Annotated in this window: 13 protein-coding genes (1 of these 13 cut by a window edge); 4 read left to right on the top strand and 9 right to left on the bottom strand. The window is 63.9% G+C overall.

Annotated elements, in window-relative coordinates; genetic code table 11:
• Both ACWGKN_RS08285 and ACWGKN_RS08290 read left to right on the top strand, forming a co-directional pair.
• Positions 1-846, top strand: the 3' portion of a protein-coding gene (locus ACWGKN_RS08285) for a hypothetical protein (RefSeq protein WP_424254337.1). The gene continues 45 nt to the left of window position 1, outside the view; 846 of the gene's 891 nt are visible here — the last part of the coding sequence; the start codon falls outside the window, past its left edge; its stop codon occupies positions 844-846.
• Positions 847-1,301: 455 nt separating this feature from the next.
• A complete protein-coding gene (locus ACWGKN_RS08290; protein WP_035232738.1) occupies positions 1,302-1,994 on the top strand; it encodes a DUF554 domain-containing protein in 693 nt (230 codons plus the stop codon).
• 76 nt (positions 1,995-2,070) lie between these two features.
• Here the strand turns inward: ACWGKN_RS08290 and ACWGKN_RS08295 are convergent, their stop codons facing one another.
• Positions 2,071-4,131: a molybdopterin-dependent oxidoreductase gene (locus ACWGKN_RS08295; RefSeq protein WP_452095029.1), complete on the bottom strand. Its 2,061-nt coding sequence runs from the start codon at positions 4,129-4,131 to the stop codon at positions 2,071-2,073.
• Positions 4,132-4,153: 22 nt separating this feature from the next.
• Positions 4,154-4,945 carry an SIMPL domain-containing protein gene (locus ACWGKN_RS08300; RefSeq protein WP_452095030.1) on the bottom strand — a complete coding sequence of 264 codons (792 nt, stop codon included), beginning with the start codon at positions 4,943-4,945 and terminating at the stop codon, positions 4,154-4,156.
• A 271-nt stretch (positions 4,946-5,216) separates the two neighbouring features.
• On the opposite strand from ACWGKN_RS08300, the gene ACWGKN_RS08305 reads away from it, so the two are divergent.
• Complete coding sequence (locus ACWGKN_RS08305) at positions 5,217-5,612, top strand: YkgJ family cysteine cluster protein (protein ID WP_035232734.1); 396 nt, start codon at positions 5,217-5,219, stop codon at positions 5,610-5,612.
• A gap of 66 nt (positions 5,613-5,678) precedes the next feature.
• Here the strand turns inward: ACWGKN_RS08305 and ACWGKN_RS08310 are convergent, their stop codons facing one another.
• Positions 5,679-7,361 carry an ATP-binding protein gene (locus tag ACWGKN_RS08310; protein ID WP_035232733.1) on the bottom strand — a complete coding sequence of 561 codons (1,683 nt, stop codon included), beginning with the start codon at positions 7,359-7,361 and terminating at the stop codon, positions 5,679-5,681.
• 265 nt (positions 7,362-7,626) lie between these two features.
• On the opposite strand from ACWGKN_RS08310, the gene ACWGKN_RS08315 reads away from it, so the two are divergent.
• Positions 7,627-8,523, top strand: a complete 897-nt coding sequence (locus ACWGKN_RS08315) for a PhzF family phenazine biosynthesis protein (RefSeq protein ID WP_035232730.1) — start codon at positions 7,627-7,629, stop codon at positions 8,521-8,523.
• A gap of 48 nt (positions 8,524-8,571) precedes the next feature.
• Here the strand turns inward: ACWGKN_RS08315 and thiD are convergent, their stop codons facing one another.
• The 6 genes from thiD to ACWGKN_RS08345 all read right to left on the bottom strand — a co-directional run bounded on the left by thiD (position 8,572) and on the right by ACWGKN_RS08345 (position 15,201).
• Positions 8,572-9,390, bottom strand: a complete 819-nt coding sequence (gene thiD / locus ACWGKN_RS08320; protein ID WP_035232729.1) for a bifunctional hydroxymethylpyrimidine kinase/phosphomethylpyrimidine kinase — start codon at positions 9,388-9,390, stop codon at positions 8,572-8,574.
• Positions 9,387-10,043 (bottom strand): thiamine phosphate synthase, encoded by a 657-nt coding sequence (gene thiE / locus ACWGKN_RS08325; protein ID WP_035232726.1) that lies wholly within the window; start codon positions 10,041-10,043, stop codon positions 9,387-9,389. The genes thiD and thiE overlap by 4 nt, the downstream gene beginning before the upstream one ends.
• A complete protein-coding gene (thiM, locus tag ACWGKN_RS08330) occupies positions 10,040-10,813 on the bottom strand; it encodes a hydroxyethylthiazole kinase (RefSeq protein ID WP_452095031.1) in 774 nt (257 codons plus the stop codon). The genes thiE and thiM overlap by 4 nt, the downstream gene beginning before the upstream one ends.
• A gap of 238 nt (positions 10,814-11,051) precedes the next feature.
• Positions 11,052-11,363 (bottom strand): MTH1187 family thiamine-binding protein, encoded by a 312-nt coding sequence (locus tag ACWGKN_RS08335; protein WP_035232724.1) that lies wholly within the window; start codon positions 11,361-11,363, stop codon positions 11,052-11,054.
• Positions 11,354-13,828: an acetate--CoA ligase family protein gene (locus ACWGKN_RS08340; RefSeq protein WP_452095032.1), complete on the bottom strand. Its 2,475-nt coding sequence runs from the start codon at positions 13,826-13,828 to the stop codon at positions 11,354-11,356. The genes ACWGKN_RS08335 and ACWGKN_RS08340 overlap by 10 nt, the downstream gene beginning before the upstream one ends.
• Positions 13,829-13,977: 149 nt before the next feature.
• Positions 13,978-15,201, bottom strand: a complete 1,224-nt coding sequence (locus tag ACWGKN_RS08345; RefSeq protein ID WP_052160270.1) for a tetratricopeptide repeat protein — start codon at positions 15,199-15,201, stop codon at positions 13,978-13,980.
• Between the last annotated feature and the right edge of the window lie 404 nt (positions 15,202-15,605).

Consider the following 15,605-nt stretch of genomic DNA (forward strand, 5'->3'; position numbering starts at 1 on the left):
ATCGTGGGTCACTCCACCCTGCCGGAATATACTGTGGCGACAACCTTTGTCTATTCGGATGGCTCCTGGGAAAAAGTCGTGGAAACAAACCCGTCATTCGTTATCTGGGAAACCAGCCGCGGAGAACGTTTACTGAGTTCTCCTGATTTCACCTACCGTCCCGCCCGATGGGAAAACAAGAACATGAAGGGGTACAGATTCTTCACCCCGACCAAATATCTCTACTCAACAACACAATCAAGCGTATGGCCTCTCGCCGTCGGCAATCGCACCCATTTTGATGAAAAAAGCAAGTGGGGCATCCCCGGCGTGTATGAAAAACACGCTGAAGCCACCTGGAAATGCTCCGTCAATGGAGCGGAGCGGGTGCAGGTACCGGCCGGAACATTCGACACCTGGATCATCTCCTGCTCACGGTACAGCAAGATGACCCGAGCCGGAAGAGCAGTGCAGTGGGAGGAGAAGACCTTTCATTACGCCCCCGCCATCGGTCACTGGGTGCAACTGGACCAGGATTTTCAGGGATCGCGACCCAAAATCCATCGAGAACTTGTTGCTATCCTGCCTTCTCTTTCCTCGCTGGGGATCGATAACAATGCCATAATCGGTATCAAGGAACATTTCCAGCAGACTCTGGGGACTGCTCCCAGCGGGGAGATGAACAGGTGGACTGACGAGAATAAAAAAATTTCCTTTGCGATGACACCGGTTGCGACCTACCTTCTCGCCGACGGCACCCCTTGCCGCCGATACGAACAGCGGCTCGACCTCGGTTGGCAGTCAAAGATCTACTATGGCATTGCCTGCCGCGGCGAATCTGGCCTGTGGACGGTCCCGAGAAAATGACCGGGCATCCCCCGAACAGCTTATAATCAAAGAAGAAATTCGTTCGATATAATACGCACTCAGTCTGATTTTGCCGTCATTGATCCGTTATCGCTCACCGGTTGACCTTCCGTCGAGATGAGGCGTATGCGGCTTATTTCCGCCCAGGTCTGATCGCAGCACCGGAAGGCTGTCGACCTCCCACTGGTCACCGGAACGACACCTCTGCCGTTTATATCAGAAGCCACTCCGCTCAGATCTGCCGACAGAAGGCGGGGATACGCTGTATTCCTTGACTCGTCAGGGGCTGTAGAAAGGACAGATCCCCGACCCTTCAATCTCTCCTGTTCCTCCCCCGTTCTCTCCGAAAATCGATTGCAAAATGGGATCGAGAAAGGTAATGCATGGGGCTGCACTTGTCGCCACAGCCGTCAATCCAGCATCGGCGGCCGGCAAAATATCAGCTGAGAGAAGAAATGCTTGGAACAATCGTCAACGCGGTAGCTATTATCGTCGGGAGCATCACTGGGCTCCTCTTCAGTCGGGGAATCCCCGAACACTACAAGGTAACAGTCCAGAACGGGGTGGGACTCTCGGTCGTTCTGATCGGCGTCAAGAGCTCCCTCGTCGCCGACAATCTGCTGGTGATCATCATCTCGATCGTGATTGGTTCGATCTGCGGTGAAATCGCCCGTATTGAATACCGGCTGGAACAGCTTGGCACCTATCTCGAAACCAGGGTCGCCGGAAAAAACGGCGGCAACACCGACAGCACCTTCGCCAAAGGCTTCGTAACGGCCAGCCTCGTCTTCTGTGTCGGCTCGATGGCCATCGTCGGATCACTGGAAAGCGGACTGACCGGCAACCATCAAACCCTCTTCGCCAAGTCGGTCCTCGACGGGGTCACCTCGATCATCTTCGCCTCGACGATGGGCCTTGGCGTGATATTTTCAGCTGTCGCCGTTTTCCTCTACCAGGGCGCGATCACCCTGACTGCCGTATTCATGAAGAGTTTTCTTGTACCCTCAACTATCCAGGAGATGACCTCCACCGGCGGCCTGCTCATAGTGGCCATCGGCCTGAACATGCTCGGCATGACCCGGATCAGGGTCGGCAATATGCTGCCGGCCATATTCCTGCCGCTGCTCTATTTTGCCCTGAAACAGTGACTGCCTTGAGAATGGTCGAAAGGTGAAGCGGCCATCTCTTCCATCTCTACCCACATGGCCCGCGGGACAACGGGGGCTATAACCGGGCAATGGCCACCCTGGATTCGTGGAAAGTCGCCCCGCCTCCCATGTCCGACAGTTTCTGCGAGCTCAAGTCATTGATACCCCCGTCGTCTGGCTCCACCGGCCAGAACAGCCCCTCGGCGACGAGCAGACCCCGTTGCGTATCACGCGACAGCCGCGCCCGACGGACGATCCGGCCGCGATGATTCTCGATCCGGACCAGGTCACCCTCGCCGGCACCGGCGGTCGCGGCGTCCTCCGGATGGATCAGCACTGTGCCATGCTCCCCTGCATAGCGTTCGCCAAAGGTGCTGTTCAACAGATCGGGATGGGGCGGGATCAGCAGTTTGAAGGGAAAACGGGACCGGAGATCGGGATCGCCGAACTCGCCTGGCTTCGTCAGGCAGGCGAAGGGTGGCTCCTCCGGGCCGTGATCGGCGGAGAAGACGAATCGCCCGTCGTTACCGGCGAACAGACCGCCGTTCCTCCCGCCACGGGTCGATTGCAGCCAGGTTCCGGCGGTTGGTCCAGCGGCTGGGATATCCGCCGGCAAACCTTCCATATCCTGCAGAAATCCGGTGATGCGGGCATCGACCGTCTGCCGGAACGGGGCCTCGGCAAACCCCATCTTTCTCGCCAGAGTCTGGAACAGATCGAAATTACTGATCGCCTCCCCTTGCGGGGGGATGACCGGGTCGACAACGCCGAGGTGGAAATGGCCGTAGGCGGTGTAGAGATCCCGGTTTTCGAGAAAGGTCGTGGCCGGCAGCAGCAGATCGGCATAGCGGGCCGTCGGGGTCATCACCTGGTCATGGACGACCGTGAACAGGTCGTCACGGCACAGGCCGCGCCGTACCGTCCGGGCATCGGGACAGGCGGAGAGCGGGTTGGCGTTATAGACGAAAAGCGCTCTGATTGCTGGCTGCCGTACCGTCAGCGCCTGGCCGAGCTGGATCATGTTGACGATGGGCGTCCGGTGTTCGGCCAGTTCCGGGAATTGCAGCCGGTCGCGGTTGCCGCGAAAGGCCAGCGTCGACAGGAGGACGCCCCGGCCGGGACCGCCCTGAAACAGCCCGAGCACCGCGGCCAGGGACAGGATCGCCCGCACCGCCATCCCGCCCCGGCTGTTGCGGGTCAGGCCGACCCCGATGCGGAAGAATGTCCCGGAATTCCGGTGCAGCGTCCGAGCCAGTTCCGCCATCTCGGTGCGCCCGACTCCGCTGGCGGTTGTGAACTCCTGCCACGGGGTGCCACGCAGGTAACCCTCCAGCCGCTCAAAGCCGATCGTTTGACGTTCGAGCATCGCCCGGTCGAGGCGATCATCCTCGACCAGGAATTTGATGAGGCCGAGGGCGAGGGCGGCATCCCCGCCCGGCTTGACCGCAACAAATCGGTCGGCGGCCCTGCCGGTGGCGTTGCGGTACGGATCGATGACCAGCAGGCGGCCGCCCTTTTGCCTCGCCTCGGCGACCAGCGGCCAGAAATGGACATTGGTCACCTTGATGTTGATGCCCCAGGCGACGATAAGCTCGGCATCGGCCGCCACCTCCGGCGGGCTTCCCGGTGCCGTGCCGCAATGCCTGGCCCAGGCGGCGCCGGCGGCGGCGAAGCAGATGGTCTCATCCAGCCGCAGGGCCCCGAGGCGATAAAAAAAAGCATGGCCGGCAAAGCGGTTGACCACCCCCATGTTGCCGGCATAGGAATAGGGCAGCACCGCCTCGCCGCCATGGCGGTTCACCACCGCGGCCAGTCTGGTCGTCAGGATATCCCAGGCCTCGTCCCAGCCGATCCGCGAGAATCGGCCGTCGCCCTTGGCGCCGGTCCGGACCTGGGGGTAGAGGAGGCGGTCCTCGGTGTAGACCCGTTCGATATACCGCCGCATTTTCCGGCAGATGAATCCCCGGGTGAATGGATGGTCACGGTCGCCGCGGAGCGAGACGATCCTCCCGTCCTCCACGGTTGCGACCATGCCGCAGCTGTCCGGACAATCCAGCGGACAGACGGTCTTCCTCTCCTCTTTCACGATTCCTGCCCTCAGCCTCCGCGCCCCTGCCCGTTCCTTGTCCGCAACCATTCCCCCTCCGGTTTGCCGGAGTTCAGCGGACGGCAAAGACGACGTTGACCGCGATCGTCACATCCATCTCGCCGGCCGGCAGTATCGAAGGTGCCCCCTCCGCGGCGGCCTGCATCTGCGGCGTTGTCCGGAAATAGGGGACAGGCTGGACGTTGCCCTCGCTTTCGTTGATCTGCAGCGGCTTGTCCACCGTCAGCTCGGACAATTTGGCCAGCGCCTCAGCCTTCTGCCGCGCCTCCTCAAAGGCCAGGATGCGTGCCCGGCTGACCAGTTCCTTGCGGTTCTTGACCTCGAAACTCACCGAATGCATCTCGAGTTGATGAATGGCGCCAAAGGCGTCGAGGATCTTCGCCACCCGATCCGGCCGCACATCGATCTCGGGGATCGAGATATTGAGACTCTGCTCGACCCGCTGGCCGATCAGCCGCCGCTCCCCGTCGCTCCAGTCGTATTCCGGGCGAAACGACAGGTGGGAGGTCTGGATGTTGCGCTCCGAGATCTCATTTTTCTTCAGGATATCGAGCACTCTGGCCAGTTTCTGATTCGCCTGCTGCTGCGCCTTGCCGGTGGTTTCCGCCAGTTCCGAGACCCCGGCGGTGATCCGGACATGGTCGGGCTCGACGACAATCCTTCCCTCTCCCGTCACCGTGATGGTCCGCTGTGGCACCGCGGCCGCCTCGGTCTTGTTGCCCGCTTCCGGCCGGCCCCGGTCTTCGATGCGGATGCCGGTCTGCTGCAACCGGTTGGCGGCAAACACGATCGCGGCACAGACGATGAGCGCCGCAATCACCACACCCCACTGTTGATTCTTCATTCCGTCACCTCCCCTGCTGCATGGATTTCACCGCAATCCCCTCGATCATTGAGCCGTCCCGAAAGGGCAATTGCTTAGCCTAGCGGATGCACCGCAGCCGGGCAAGCGAAATCTCGGCATTTCCCTTTACAGACCGAGGCCGACGCCGCATAGTGCGCTGAAGCAGCCGCACATCGCCCCCAACCGAAGAGGACGGGAAAAAGCGATACCGACCACTGGCCACGACAACGCCTTTTTCGGTCGGCCCAACCTCCGATTCAGTGCCCAGGCAATGACAACCGCATCTTCACCCCTCCAACCATCGGCCGGCTGCGTTTACTGCAACTACTGCCCAGGTTATTGCTGCTACCGGCTGAAGGGCTCGACGCTGTTCATCACGGCGGAGGATATCAACCGACTGGCCCGGCATTTCGGGATCAGCGACGGCGAGGTGCGCAAGCGGTACCTCGAAGGCAAAAATACCTTCAAGACCAGAGACGACGGCTCCTGCCTCTTCCTCAGCAATGCCAGGATGATCAAGCGGTGCTCGGTGCATACCGCCCGCCCCCGTCAGTGCCGGGATTTCCCTTACGACGCCCCCTGCCCCTACCTGCTGCGGGCCGATCTTCTCGAGCAGATCCAGCCCCGGATTGAACTGGCCCTGGCCCGACCGGGAAAATCGGAATAAGCGTGGTGCCGATGTCTGCCCCCGTTCCCAGCGGCCGCTGCAGGCGGGTAGTGCGACCGGGCCCGATCAGTTGCATCGGGCTGGATCGACTTCGGCCGGGAGATACACCCGGACAATCGTGCCGGTCCCTGGTCTGGACCAGATCCTGATCTCTCCCTGGTGCCGGCGGACGATGGCGTAGGCAATCGACAGGCCCAGTCCGATCCCCTTTTGCTTTCCCCGTGATTTCGTCGAAAAATACGGATCGAATACCCGCAGGCGATGGGCATCCGGGATGCCGACCCCGGTATCCGCTATCTCCACCACGACCAGTCTCCCGCGCAGCGGCGGTTCTTCCTCCGCCTCGTGCCCGGCATCCGCAGCCGGATCATGGTTGAAGAGCCGAACCCTGACGCTCCCTCCAGCGGCGACGGCCTCGACGGCATTGTCCAACAACTTGCCGATGACATGATCCACCTGGAAGGCATCGAACCGGAGAGGCCACAGATCGGGGGCGATATCGAGCTCCAGTTCGATCGCGACTGCGGCCCGGGCCCGTTCGACACGGAAGCTGATGACGTCGCCGAGGTTGCCCGGAATCAGTCGCGGCACATCCCCCAGCGAAAAGGAGATCAGCTGCAGCGTCAGTTCCTTGGCCCGCAGACTGGCCTGTCTGGCGGCATTGACAAACTCCCGCTCCTTTTCCTGCAGGTTCCCCTTTACCTGAAGGAGATCGAGATTGCCAATGACTACGGAAAGCAGATTATTGAAATCATGAGCGATACCTCCTGAGAGGACGCCGATCGATTCGAGTTTGAGAACCTTCAGCCTCTCCTCTTCCACCCGCCTCCGGTTGCTCAGGTCATGGGCGATGCCGTTGACGACCACGGACTGGCCACAGGTATCGTACTGGCCGTTGATCGTCCAGTGCAGGGGCATCGCCTGGCCGGTCCGCCGGTTGATCAGGCGGTTCTCGATGGCGATGCTGGTCCGCCGCCGGGACAGGATCTGGAGAATGCTATCAAGAAAGGCATCGGCATCCTCCCGATGGACGAAATCGATGACCGTCCGACCGAGGCAGGCACTGGCGGCTTCCCCGAGTATCCGCTCGGCCGTGTGATTGCAGTAGGTGATGGCCCCGTCCTTGTCCAGCTGCACCACCAGGTCGTCGGTCCCCTCGACGAAGCCCCTGAATCTTTCCTCGCTCAGGCGAAGGGCGTCCACGGCGATCTTGCGTTCGATGGCAGTGGCCAGCTGCTGCGCGATCGAGGTCAGAATCTCGAGGTCCTCCCGGTCGAACCGGTCCGGATCGGTATAGCTCTTGACCGCCATCACCCCGAGGACCTCGTTGCCGGCCATCAACGGCACCCCCAGCCAGATCAGCGGCAACTTCGGGACGCGGCACTCCGCCACCGCTCGTTGCACAATGTCGGCGGTGCGCAGCAGCAGCGGCCGGCGTGTCCGCACCACTTCGTCGGCGAGGGAGTCACCGTCGGCAATGCGGCAGCCGGGGTCATAGTGGTGACCCCGCTCATCGTGGAAAAAAGGGAAGGACAGTGTGCCGGTCCGGCGGTCCAGGATGCCGATGGCAAAATTGGCGGCATCGATGACCCGTGCCAGGTTGCGATGGATCACCCGGAACAGCTCGTCGAGACTGATGGTCGCGCTGACGGCACTGGAGATATCGATCAGCGTCCGGCGGACCGCCGCGGCACGGAGATCATTTTTTCGGCGACCGGCATTCCGGCGATCGTGGACGTCGCGCACCATGATTTTCACCCGGGTGAAGAGACATGTGCAACGGAAACAACAAGATCTATCGATGTCTGAAAAAGAGCGTCCTATGCTACCCCTTTCGCCTTTGCTTTTCAATCACCATCGGGTCGCCGGCTCGAGAAAATCGATCACGACGCCGATTGGTGACAACCATACCTGTGCTGCCGCGATTTCGGCACAACTGTATCTGTTCGACCGCGTCGATATCAGGTAGTCTTGACCGGAAATATCCGATCAACCCAGACATGATGAGGACCAGATGAAACAGTTCCGCTTCAAGAAACTCGATGCCTTCGCCGCCGGTCAATCGAGCGGCAACCCGGCCGGAATGATTACCATCGATTCCCTTGCCGACATTACCCCCGACGAAATGCAGCGGATCGCGCGCGAACTGCGTGGCTTCGTTTCCGAGGTCGGGTTCGTCTGCCGGGTGGGTCCGGATCGGGTCGCCCTGCGCTATTTTTCAGCGGAACGGGAGGTCCTCTTCTGCGGTCACGCGACGATTGCCATCCTCTACGACCTGTTCGCCAACGACCCTGATTTCCGACATCAGCCGACAATCCATTTCGACACCACGACCACCAGTCTGGCCGCGGAAAACAGGGTCGCGAGCGAGGACGCCGTCTTCATCAGCGCCCCCGCTCCGGTGGCCGGCAGGCAGGACTTCGCCGCGGCCGCGATCGCCGCGGCGCTCGCCATCGACCCGGCGGACATCTCCGCTCGCCTGCCGACCGCAAGGATCAACGCCGGGCTCGAGACCCTGGTCGTCCCCTTCACCGACCTGCAATCGACCCTCACCGCCCTCCCCGATCTGGCTCGGCTCAAGCGGTTCTGCGAGGACCACGCGATCGACATCGTCACCATCTTCACCGGTGAAACCGCCCGGCCGGATGCCGCCTGGCGCAGCCGCGTCTTCGCCCCCCGCTTCGGCTACCTCGAGGACCCGGCGACCGGCTCCGGCAATGCCGCCCTTGGCCACTACCTGCTGCAGCAGGGTCTGTGGCAGGGCGAGACCCTGACGATCGAGCAGAACGGCGAGCGCGATCGTCCGAATATCGTCAAGCTCATGGCGCGGGGGGAAGGGACGGGAAGTCCGCAGGTCTTTGTCGGCGGCGGGGCCGTCAGCCGGATCGAAGGGCAGTATCTGCTCCGCTAGATGCGGCTGGGAAGTCAGGCGATGTCCTGCGACCGCAGCACGACGATCCTACCAGTTGCGGTAAAAATGGTGCACCGGGCCGTGACCGTGGCCAAGCCGATAGGAGGCGCCGGCGGCGATGGCGCCGGTGATGTATTCCTTCGCCTGCCGCACCGCCGATGCGATATCCTCGCCGCGGGCGAGATAGGCGGCGATCGCCGACGACAGCGTGCACCCGGTGCCGTGGTTATTGCGGGTGGCGATCCGCTTGCCCGGCAGGACCACCAGTTGATTCCCGCCATCGAGACAGAGGAGGTCGTCGCAGGCGGCGGATTCGAGGTGCCCGGCCTTGACCAGGACGTTGCGGCACCCCAGCGCCGCCAGTTCAACCGCCGCCTCGCCGATCGCCGCGGCCGCGACGATGTCCCGGCCCAGCAGGACCGAGAGCTCGGGCAGGTTGGGGGTGACCAGTTCGGCCAGGGGCAGGAGGTGCTTTTTCAAGGCACCGACCGCCTCGTCCTGCACCAGCCGGTCGCCGCTCTGGGCGACCATCACCGGATCGAGAACGATCCGGCCGATGCCGTGCCGCCGCAGCCCCTCGGCCACCTCCTCGATCAGTTCGGGTGAAAAGAGCATCCCGATCTTGACCGCATCGCAGCCGATATCCGAGAGCACGGCATCCATCTGGGCCCGGACGAAGTCGACCGGCACCGGATGGATGGCGGTGACGCCGCAGGTATTCTGGGCGGTGAGGGCGGTGATAACGCTCATGCCGTAGCAGCCGTTGGCGGCGATGGTCTTCAGATCGGCCTGGATGCCGGCCCCGCCGCCGCTGTCCGAGCCGGCGATGGTCAACACCCGGTGATAGATCCTGGTTTCGGTGTTCATATCATCCTCCCCTCCCGGGCCTGCGCAATCCGCCCTTTCAGCTCGGCGGCCGCCGTCCGGGGACAGTCGGCGGCCACGATCGCCGACACCACCGCCACCCCGTCCGCCCCGGCGGCGATGACTGCCGCGGCGTTGTCCGCCTTGATCCCGCCGATGCCGACCAGCGGCAGGGCCACCGCCCGCCTGATCCGTGCTACCCCCTCCAGGCCCAGCGGGGCCGCCGTATCGGTCTTGGTCGGGGTGGCGAACACCGGGCTGATGCCGAGATAGTCGGCCCCCTGGTGCTCGGCCCGGACCGCATCGGCCAGCGATTCGACCGAGATGCCGATGATCATCGCCGGCCCGGCCAGCAGCCGGGCATCGGCGATATCCATGTCCTGCTGGCCGAGGTGGACGCCGTCGGCCTGAACCGCCAGCGCCACGTCCAGCCGGTCGTTGATGATCAGCGGGATACCGGCCGGCCGCAGCAGGGCCATGAGCCGCCGTGCCTCCGCGATGAGCTCGCGGGTCGGGCTGTGCTTGTCCCGCAACTGGACGCAGGTGACGCCGCCGGCCACCGCCTCCCTGACGATATCGGCAGCAGCCCGCCCCCGCGACGAACCCCTGTCGGTCACCAGATAAAGGGAGAGATCGGGCCTCGGATCGATCTTCATGCGATACTGAACCGGCAGCGCTCGGCGGCCTCCTCCGGGCGGAGATTGAACAGGGCGTCGAGCAGGCTGATCATGAACGAACCGGGGCCGGCCGCCTTCTCTCCCGCCATCTCCCCGGCGATGCCGAAGCAGGCCAGGCCGGTGGCCGCTGCCGACAGCGGATCGGGGTCGACGGCGAGAAAGGCGCCGATGATCGCCGTGGCCGAACAGCCGGTGCCGGTCACGGCCGTCATCAGCGGATGGCCGTTGGCGATCCGGACCGCTCTTTCGCCATCGGTCACCAGGTCGACCTCGCCGGTGACCGCCAGGGTGGTCTGCAGCGAGGTGGCGAGCCGGCCGGCGACCTCGACGGCCTCATCGACGGCGTGGACCGCATCGACACCCCGGCCGGCCGTCGCGGCATCGCCGAGGGACAGGACCTCGGAGGCGTTGCCGCGCACGACGCTGACCCTGGTCTCGGCCAGTATCCTCCTGGCCGCGGCCGTCCGCAGGGCGGTGGCCCCGGCGCCGACCGGATCGAGGATGATCGGCCGGCCGAGGACGGTCGCCCTCCGTCCCGCCAGCACCATCGCCTCGACCCAGCGGTCGGTGAGGGTGCCGATGTTGAGGACCAGGGACCCGGCCAGCCCGACCATCTCCTCGACCTCGCCTGCGGCATGGGCCATGACCGGCGAGGCGCCGATCGCCAGCAGGACATTGGCGGTATAGTTCATCACCACGAAATTGGTGATATTATGGACCAGCGGTTTACCGGCTCGAATCTTTCTCATGTTTTCAGCCGTTTTCCCGGGGAGCTGGGTGATAGCACTCATGGTTTCGTCGAATATCAATTTCAATCGGATCGGAAGAACACAAGGCGGCGAACAATCGTCACCGCCGATCGGCAGTACCGTTGCCGCCGTTCCCCCGGCGACACCATCTGTGGTGATCGTATATGGGGATGGCGCCCGGGGTTGTCAACCTTTTCACGGCCGCCAGGCTCCGCGGCGACCGCCGCCGGTCTTCAGCCTAACCGTCATGTCGCTGCAGTTTCCGCCTGACGCTCTCGACCTTGTCGTCCATCCCCTGGTCGCGATCGGTGCGGGTGCCGAGCTTGATGGTGGTGGTGATCCGCGGTACCCCCATCGCATGCACCCGCTCGTGGCAGCGCCTGACCGCCGCCATCACCTCGTCCCACTCCCCCTCGATATTGGTGCCGTAGGCGTGGAGGCTGAACTTGAGGCCGGCCTCGGCCAGCACCTCCTGGCAGGCGGCGACATAGGCCGAGACCGAAACCCCGACCCCCATCGGCACGACACACAGATCCATGATTACGCGCATTTTCTCCTCCCTGGGGTTGCATTGTCGGGCTCCGGGCCCTCGTCTCCGACCAGTTCCCGCCCATGGCGGCGACGGAGGTTGCGGGCGGCAAGCCGGGACTGGATATAGAGACCGATGGTCCGCACCGCCCGGTCAGCCTCGCCGAACACCATCATCCCCGCCTCCTCCAGCCGCCGGATGAAGGGGGCATACATGGTCCCACCCGCCACCACGGCGACGATCGGCTTGGGACTGGCAGCGACGATCGGCAGCAGCAGATCGGCCAGGCTCCTGCCGCTCAGCAGGTCCCTCTCCAGCGCCGAAATCACCGGCGCCAGCGGAATGATGCCGGCCAGTATCAGGTCGACCCCCTCATCGGCCGCCAGGGCTTCAATCACCGCGCTGTAGAGGGAATCGGTGGCCCCGACGTTCAAATCGAGCGGATTCTTGATTTCCACCAGATGGTCCAGGCCGCAGTCGGCCAGGGCCCGGCCAATCCTGCGGCGGGTCTCGCGGCTCAAGGCGCTCATCTTCAGGTCGAAATCCTCGGCGTGGATGTTGTCGGCCATCCCCACCGCCTCAAAGCCGGCGGACGACAGCGCCGCCACCCGGTTGCCGTCGATGACCCGGCCGTGGAGATGACGGGCCAGCAGGTAGAGGTCGGTGAACTCGCCGAAGGATGAGGCCACCATCGCCCCGGCCTGAGTCAGGCAGGATTCGCAGACCGAGTAATCACCGGCGACCGAGGCGGTGTGGCTGGAGGTGGCGGTCTTGCCCTCGGTGGTACGGCCGGCCTTGTAGAAGATCACGTCCTTGCCGGCGAGGACCGCCTGACGGACGGCCCGGGTGAAGTGGATCCCATCGAGATCATTGAATCCTTCGCAGTAGACGGCGATCACCTCGAGATCGGGATGACCCTGGAAGTAGTGCATGAAGTCGCCGTGGGTCAGGTCGTTCTGATTGCCGACCGAGACCAGATAGGCCGGATCGAGTTCGGGGATGCGGCTCAGGCAGGTGGCCATGAAGCCGCCGGACTGGCTGATGAAGGCCGAGGTGGGCCGGCCAGCCTGGCGCTGCTTGGCCAGCCGCTCCTCGGTGATGAACCAGGTATCGTAACCGCCGGGATGGGAGATGACGCCAAGCGAGTTGCCGCCGAGGAACACCGGGCCGGTTCCCTGGCGGTGCCCTTCGTCGATCCTGGCCATGATCCCCTCGGCCAGGGCGCGGCTCTGCCGGGTTTCGCCCAGGCCGCCGGCGATCAGCAGCACCGCTTCGATTCGGCCGCCGGCGAGGATCTCATCCACCAGGGGCGGCAGTGCCTCGGCGCCGACCGCCGCCACCAGCAGGTCGAGACGGTCGGTGATATCGCCGAGACCGGGGACGCAGCGGACCCCGTCAATCGCCTCGGCGGTCGGATGGACGACCGTTATCCGTTCCTTCGGATAGCCGTGGGCCAGGACATTCTTGAGGATGATCCGGCCGAAATTGTCGCGGCTGGTCGAGACCCCGATGATGCCGATCCGCTCCGGATGCAGCAGGGAGTGGATCCCGGCGGCCGGCCGGGCGGCCCTGGCCTTCTTGTCCGGCCGGGAAAACCGGCACATCCCGTCCAGCGGCACCATCATGAAATCGCGGAAGGCGAAGGGGTTGATCTCCAGCTCCTCGATCCAGAACGGGGTCTCGGGGTTGGTCGGCGAATACCGATTGGCCACCTCGATCAAAGCGGAAAAACAATCCACCAGCTGTTCGTCGGCGACCATCCGTTTCTGGCCGCGCGATTTTCCCGTCAGGACCTGATAGGACACGGTGCGGCGGAACAGGTCGAAAAAGGCCTCGCCGTCGTTCAATTCGGTCGAGGCGGAGATGATGCCGCGGTTCCTGCGGAAATTCTCGGCCAGCATCTCGGCATCGGTGCCGCCGACGCCGGCGGTGAGGATCATCCCGAATTCCCGGCTGTTGCGAAGACCGACGAGCAACTCGCTGCCGAAGGTCTCGACCTCGGGGGGGAGGTACTCCACCATCAGCACCCCGCGGATATCGTGGGTGATCGCCGAGACCAGGGCATCGCCGGAGAGGCCGCGATAGCGCTGCGGCGCCTTGCGGGGATGGCGTTCGATGCCCTCGGCGTAGCTGTCGGCCACCTCGTACATCATCCGGCGCCAGGCCGCCCGGATCCGGACCGGCTCCCTGGGCACGATCCGGACGCCGCCGACATCGAGCTTGTGGATGATGTAGGGGGAGACGATCTTCAGCACCACCCGATCGCCGGGCAGTGACACCAGTTCCTCGTCGGAGGGCCGGGCCCCGGCTGTCAGCAGGCGGCATCGCGGCGGTGTCTCGGAACCGAGATGACGCAGCAGGGTATAAACCTCATGCTCGAAGAGGAAACGGCGGTCGTCGGCGGCGGCCTGCTCGAACAGCGCGGTCATCGCCTCGAAATCGATACGGGTCTCAACCCCGTTCCTGGTTGCCGATACTCCGTTCATGTGCCATTCCCATCGGAGACGCTTACCGATTGAATGCCGTATCCATCGTCGATGCGGCACCGATATGTTTTCATTGCAGTATACATCAACAACACGGCGCCGCCAAACCGCCTCACCGTCGGTGGATGGTCATGGTCACGACCCCACGGTCAGTGGCCGCCGCTGTCTTTGTCCAGGAAAAAGAGCATCCCCCCGATCCAGTCGTCCCCTTCCCGCCGCAGCTGGACAACTTCGCGGTGACGCACGGTCCACCCGGTCCCAGCGGCCAGACGGCCGATAAAATCGGGGCAATGGGCGAACCTGCCGGTCGACTGCAGGCGGTATGTCGGCGTCTCGGCGGTCTCGATCGAGAAACAGAGCAGGGCATCGTCGGTAGTTTTGCGGTGAACCGCCGCCAGCATCGGTTCCGGGTCGCCGAGATAGATCAGGACATCGGCCAGGGTCACCAGGTCATAGCGGCCATCGGTCGCCCCCAGGAAGGGGATGATGCCATCGACCAGCAGATGCTGGTACAGCTGCTTGGACCTGGTCCGGATGATCATGGCCTCGGCGAGGTCGACGCCGGTGAGACACCTGCAGATATCGGCGAAGGCGGCGCCCACCAGCCCGGTGCCGCAGCCCAGGTCGAGGAGATGGGCAAAGGTCCTGTCGGCACCGGCCAGGAGACCGACGCCACGGCGCAGTCCTTCCGGCACCCGATAGCCCAGCCCCTGCACCAGGCTGTCGTCGAAACCGTCGGCATAGCCGTTGAAGACGGTGCGGACGTACTCGTCGGCGGCGGTCCCGAGCCGCTCCCCCCGCAGCGCGGCGACCATGTGGCGGGCCGTCTGGTGGCCGGGATGAAGTTCCAGCAGGCGCAGGTAGCAGGCGCAGGCCTCGTCGAGCTTCCCCTGCAGGTGCAGGAGGTAGGCGAGGCTGCCGGTCGCCGCCTGGTGGTCCGGCTCCAGCACCAGCAACCGGCCGAGGACCTCGGCCGCCCGGTCGTATTCGTGCAGTTCCCGGTGGCAGCCGGCGAGGCTGTACAGGCCGTCGACATCGTCCGGCACCAGCCGTGTCAACTCCTCGTAGACGAGGGCGGCGTTGCCGGTCCGGCCGCATTTCTGCAGGCACAGCCCGAGGTTGTAGAGCAGATCGGGATCGTCCCCGGCGTCGTCCATGGCCCGGAGGTAGTGCTCGAGCGACGCCTCGAATTTTTCCTGGGCATAGAGCAGCAGGCCGATGTTGTAGTGGAGGGCGGCGGAACCGGGAAAATAGTCGAGGAGACGGGAGTACTGCGCCTCGGCCTCGGCATAGCGTCCCTGCTGCTGCAGCGAGGCGGCGTTGCGGTAGATGCCGTCGACCAGATCGGCGGCCATCGGCGGCGGCCCGGTCATGCCCCGCCTCCGGTTGTGGCGATACGGTCGATCATCTTCATCTGCTTCTCCTCATCCATGTCCTCTCAGCGGATCGACGGCGCCTGCGCCCACTCTCTCATGTGTATTACCGTTGCCGCAGTCGGGAACGCAATCTATTTCCGCGCGGGGCGCCGCAGACCGCTGCGCGGCAGCGACGGCAGCGTTTGCCACCGGTGTTGCAAGGCAGCGTTATGCCCTCAATATGCCGCGACAAACCGCTCGTGTTTTCCTTGTCAATTCGTTGCCGTTGCCCTACTCTGTAAGAAAAATCGGCATCCATGGCGGTTGGCTCGAGACTCCGGTTTACGGCTGACGCAGGCTGATCGAGAGGGCGGACGAAGGGTTGGGACCGCCTCCCCCCGGCACGACCGGCGGTTCCTGGA

Source organism: Desulfoprunum sp. (assembly GCF_053613775.1).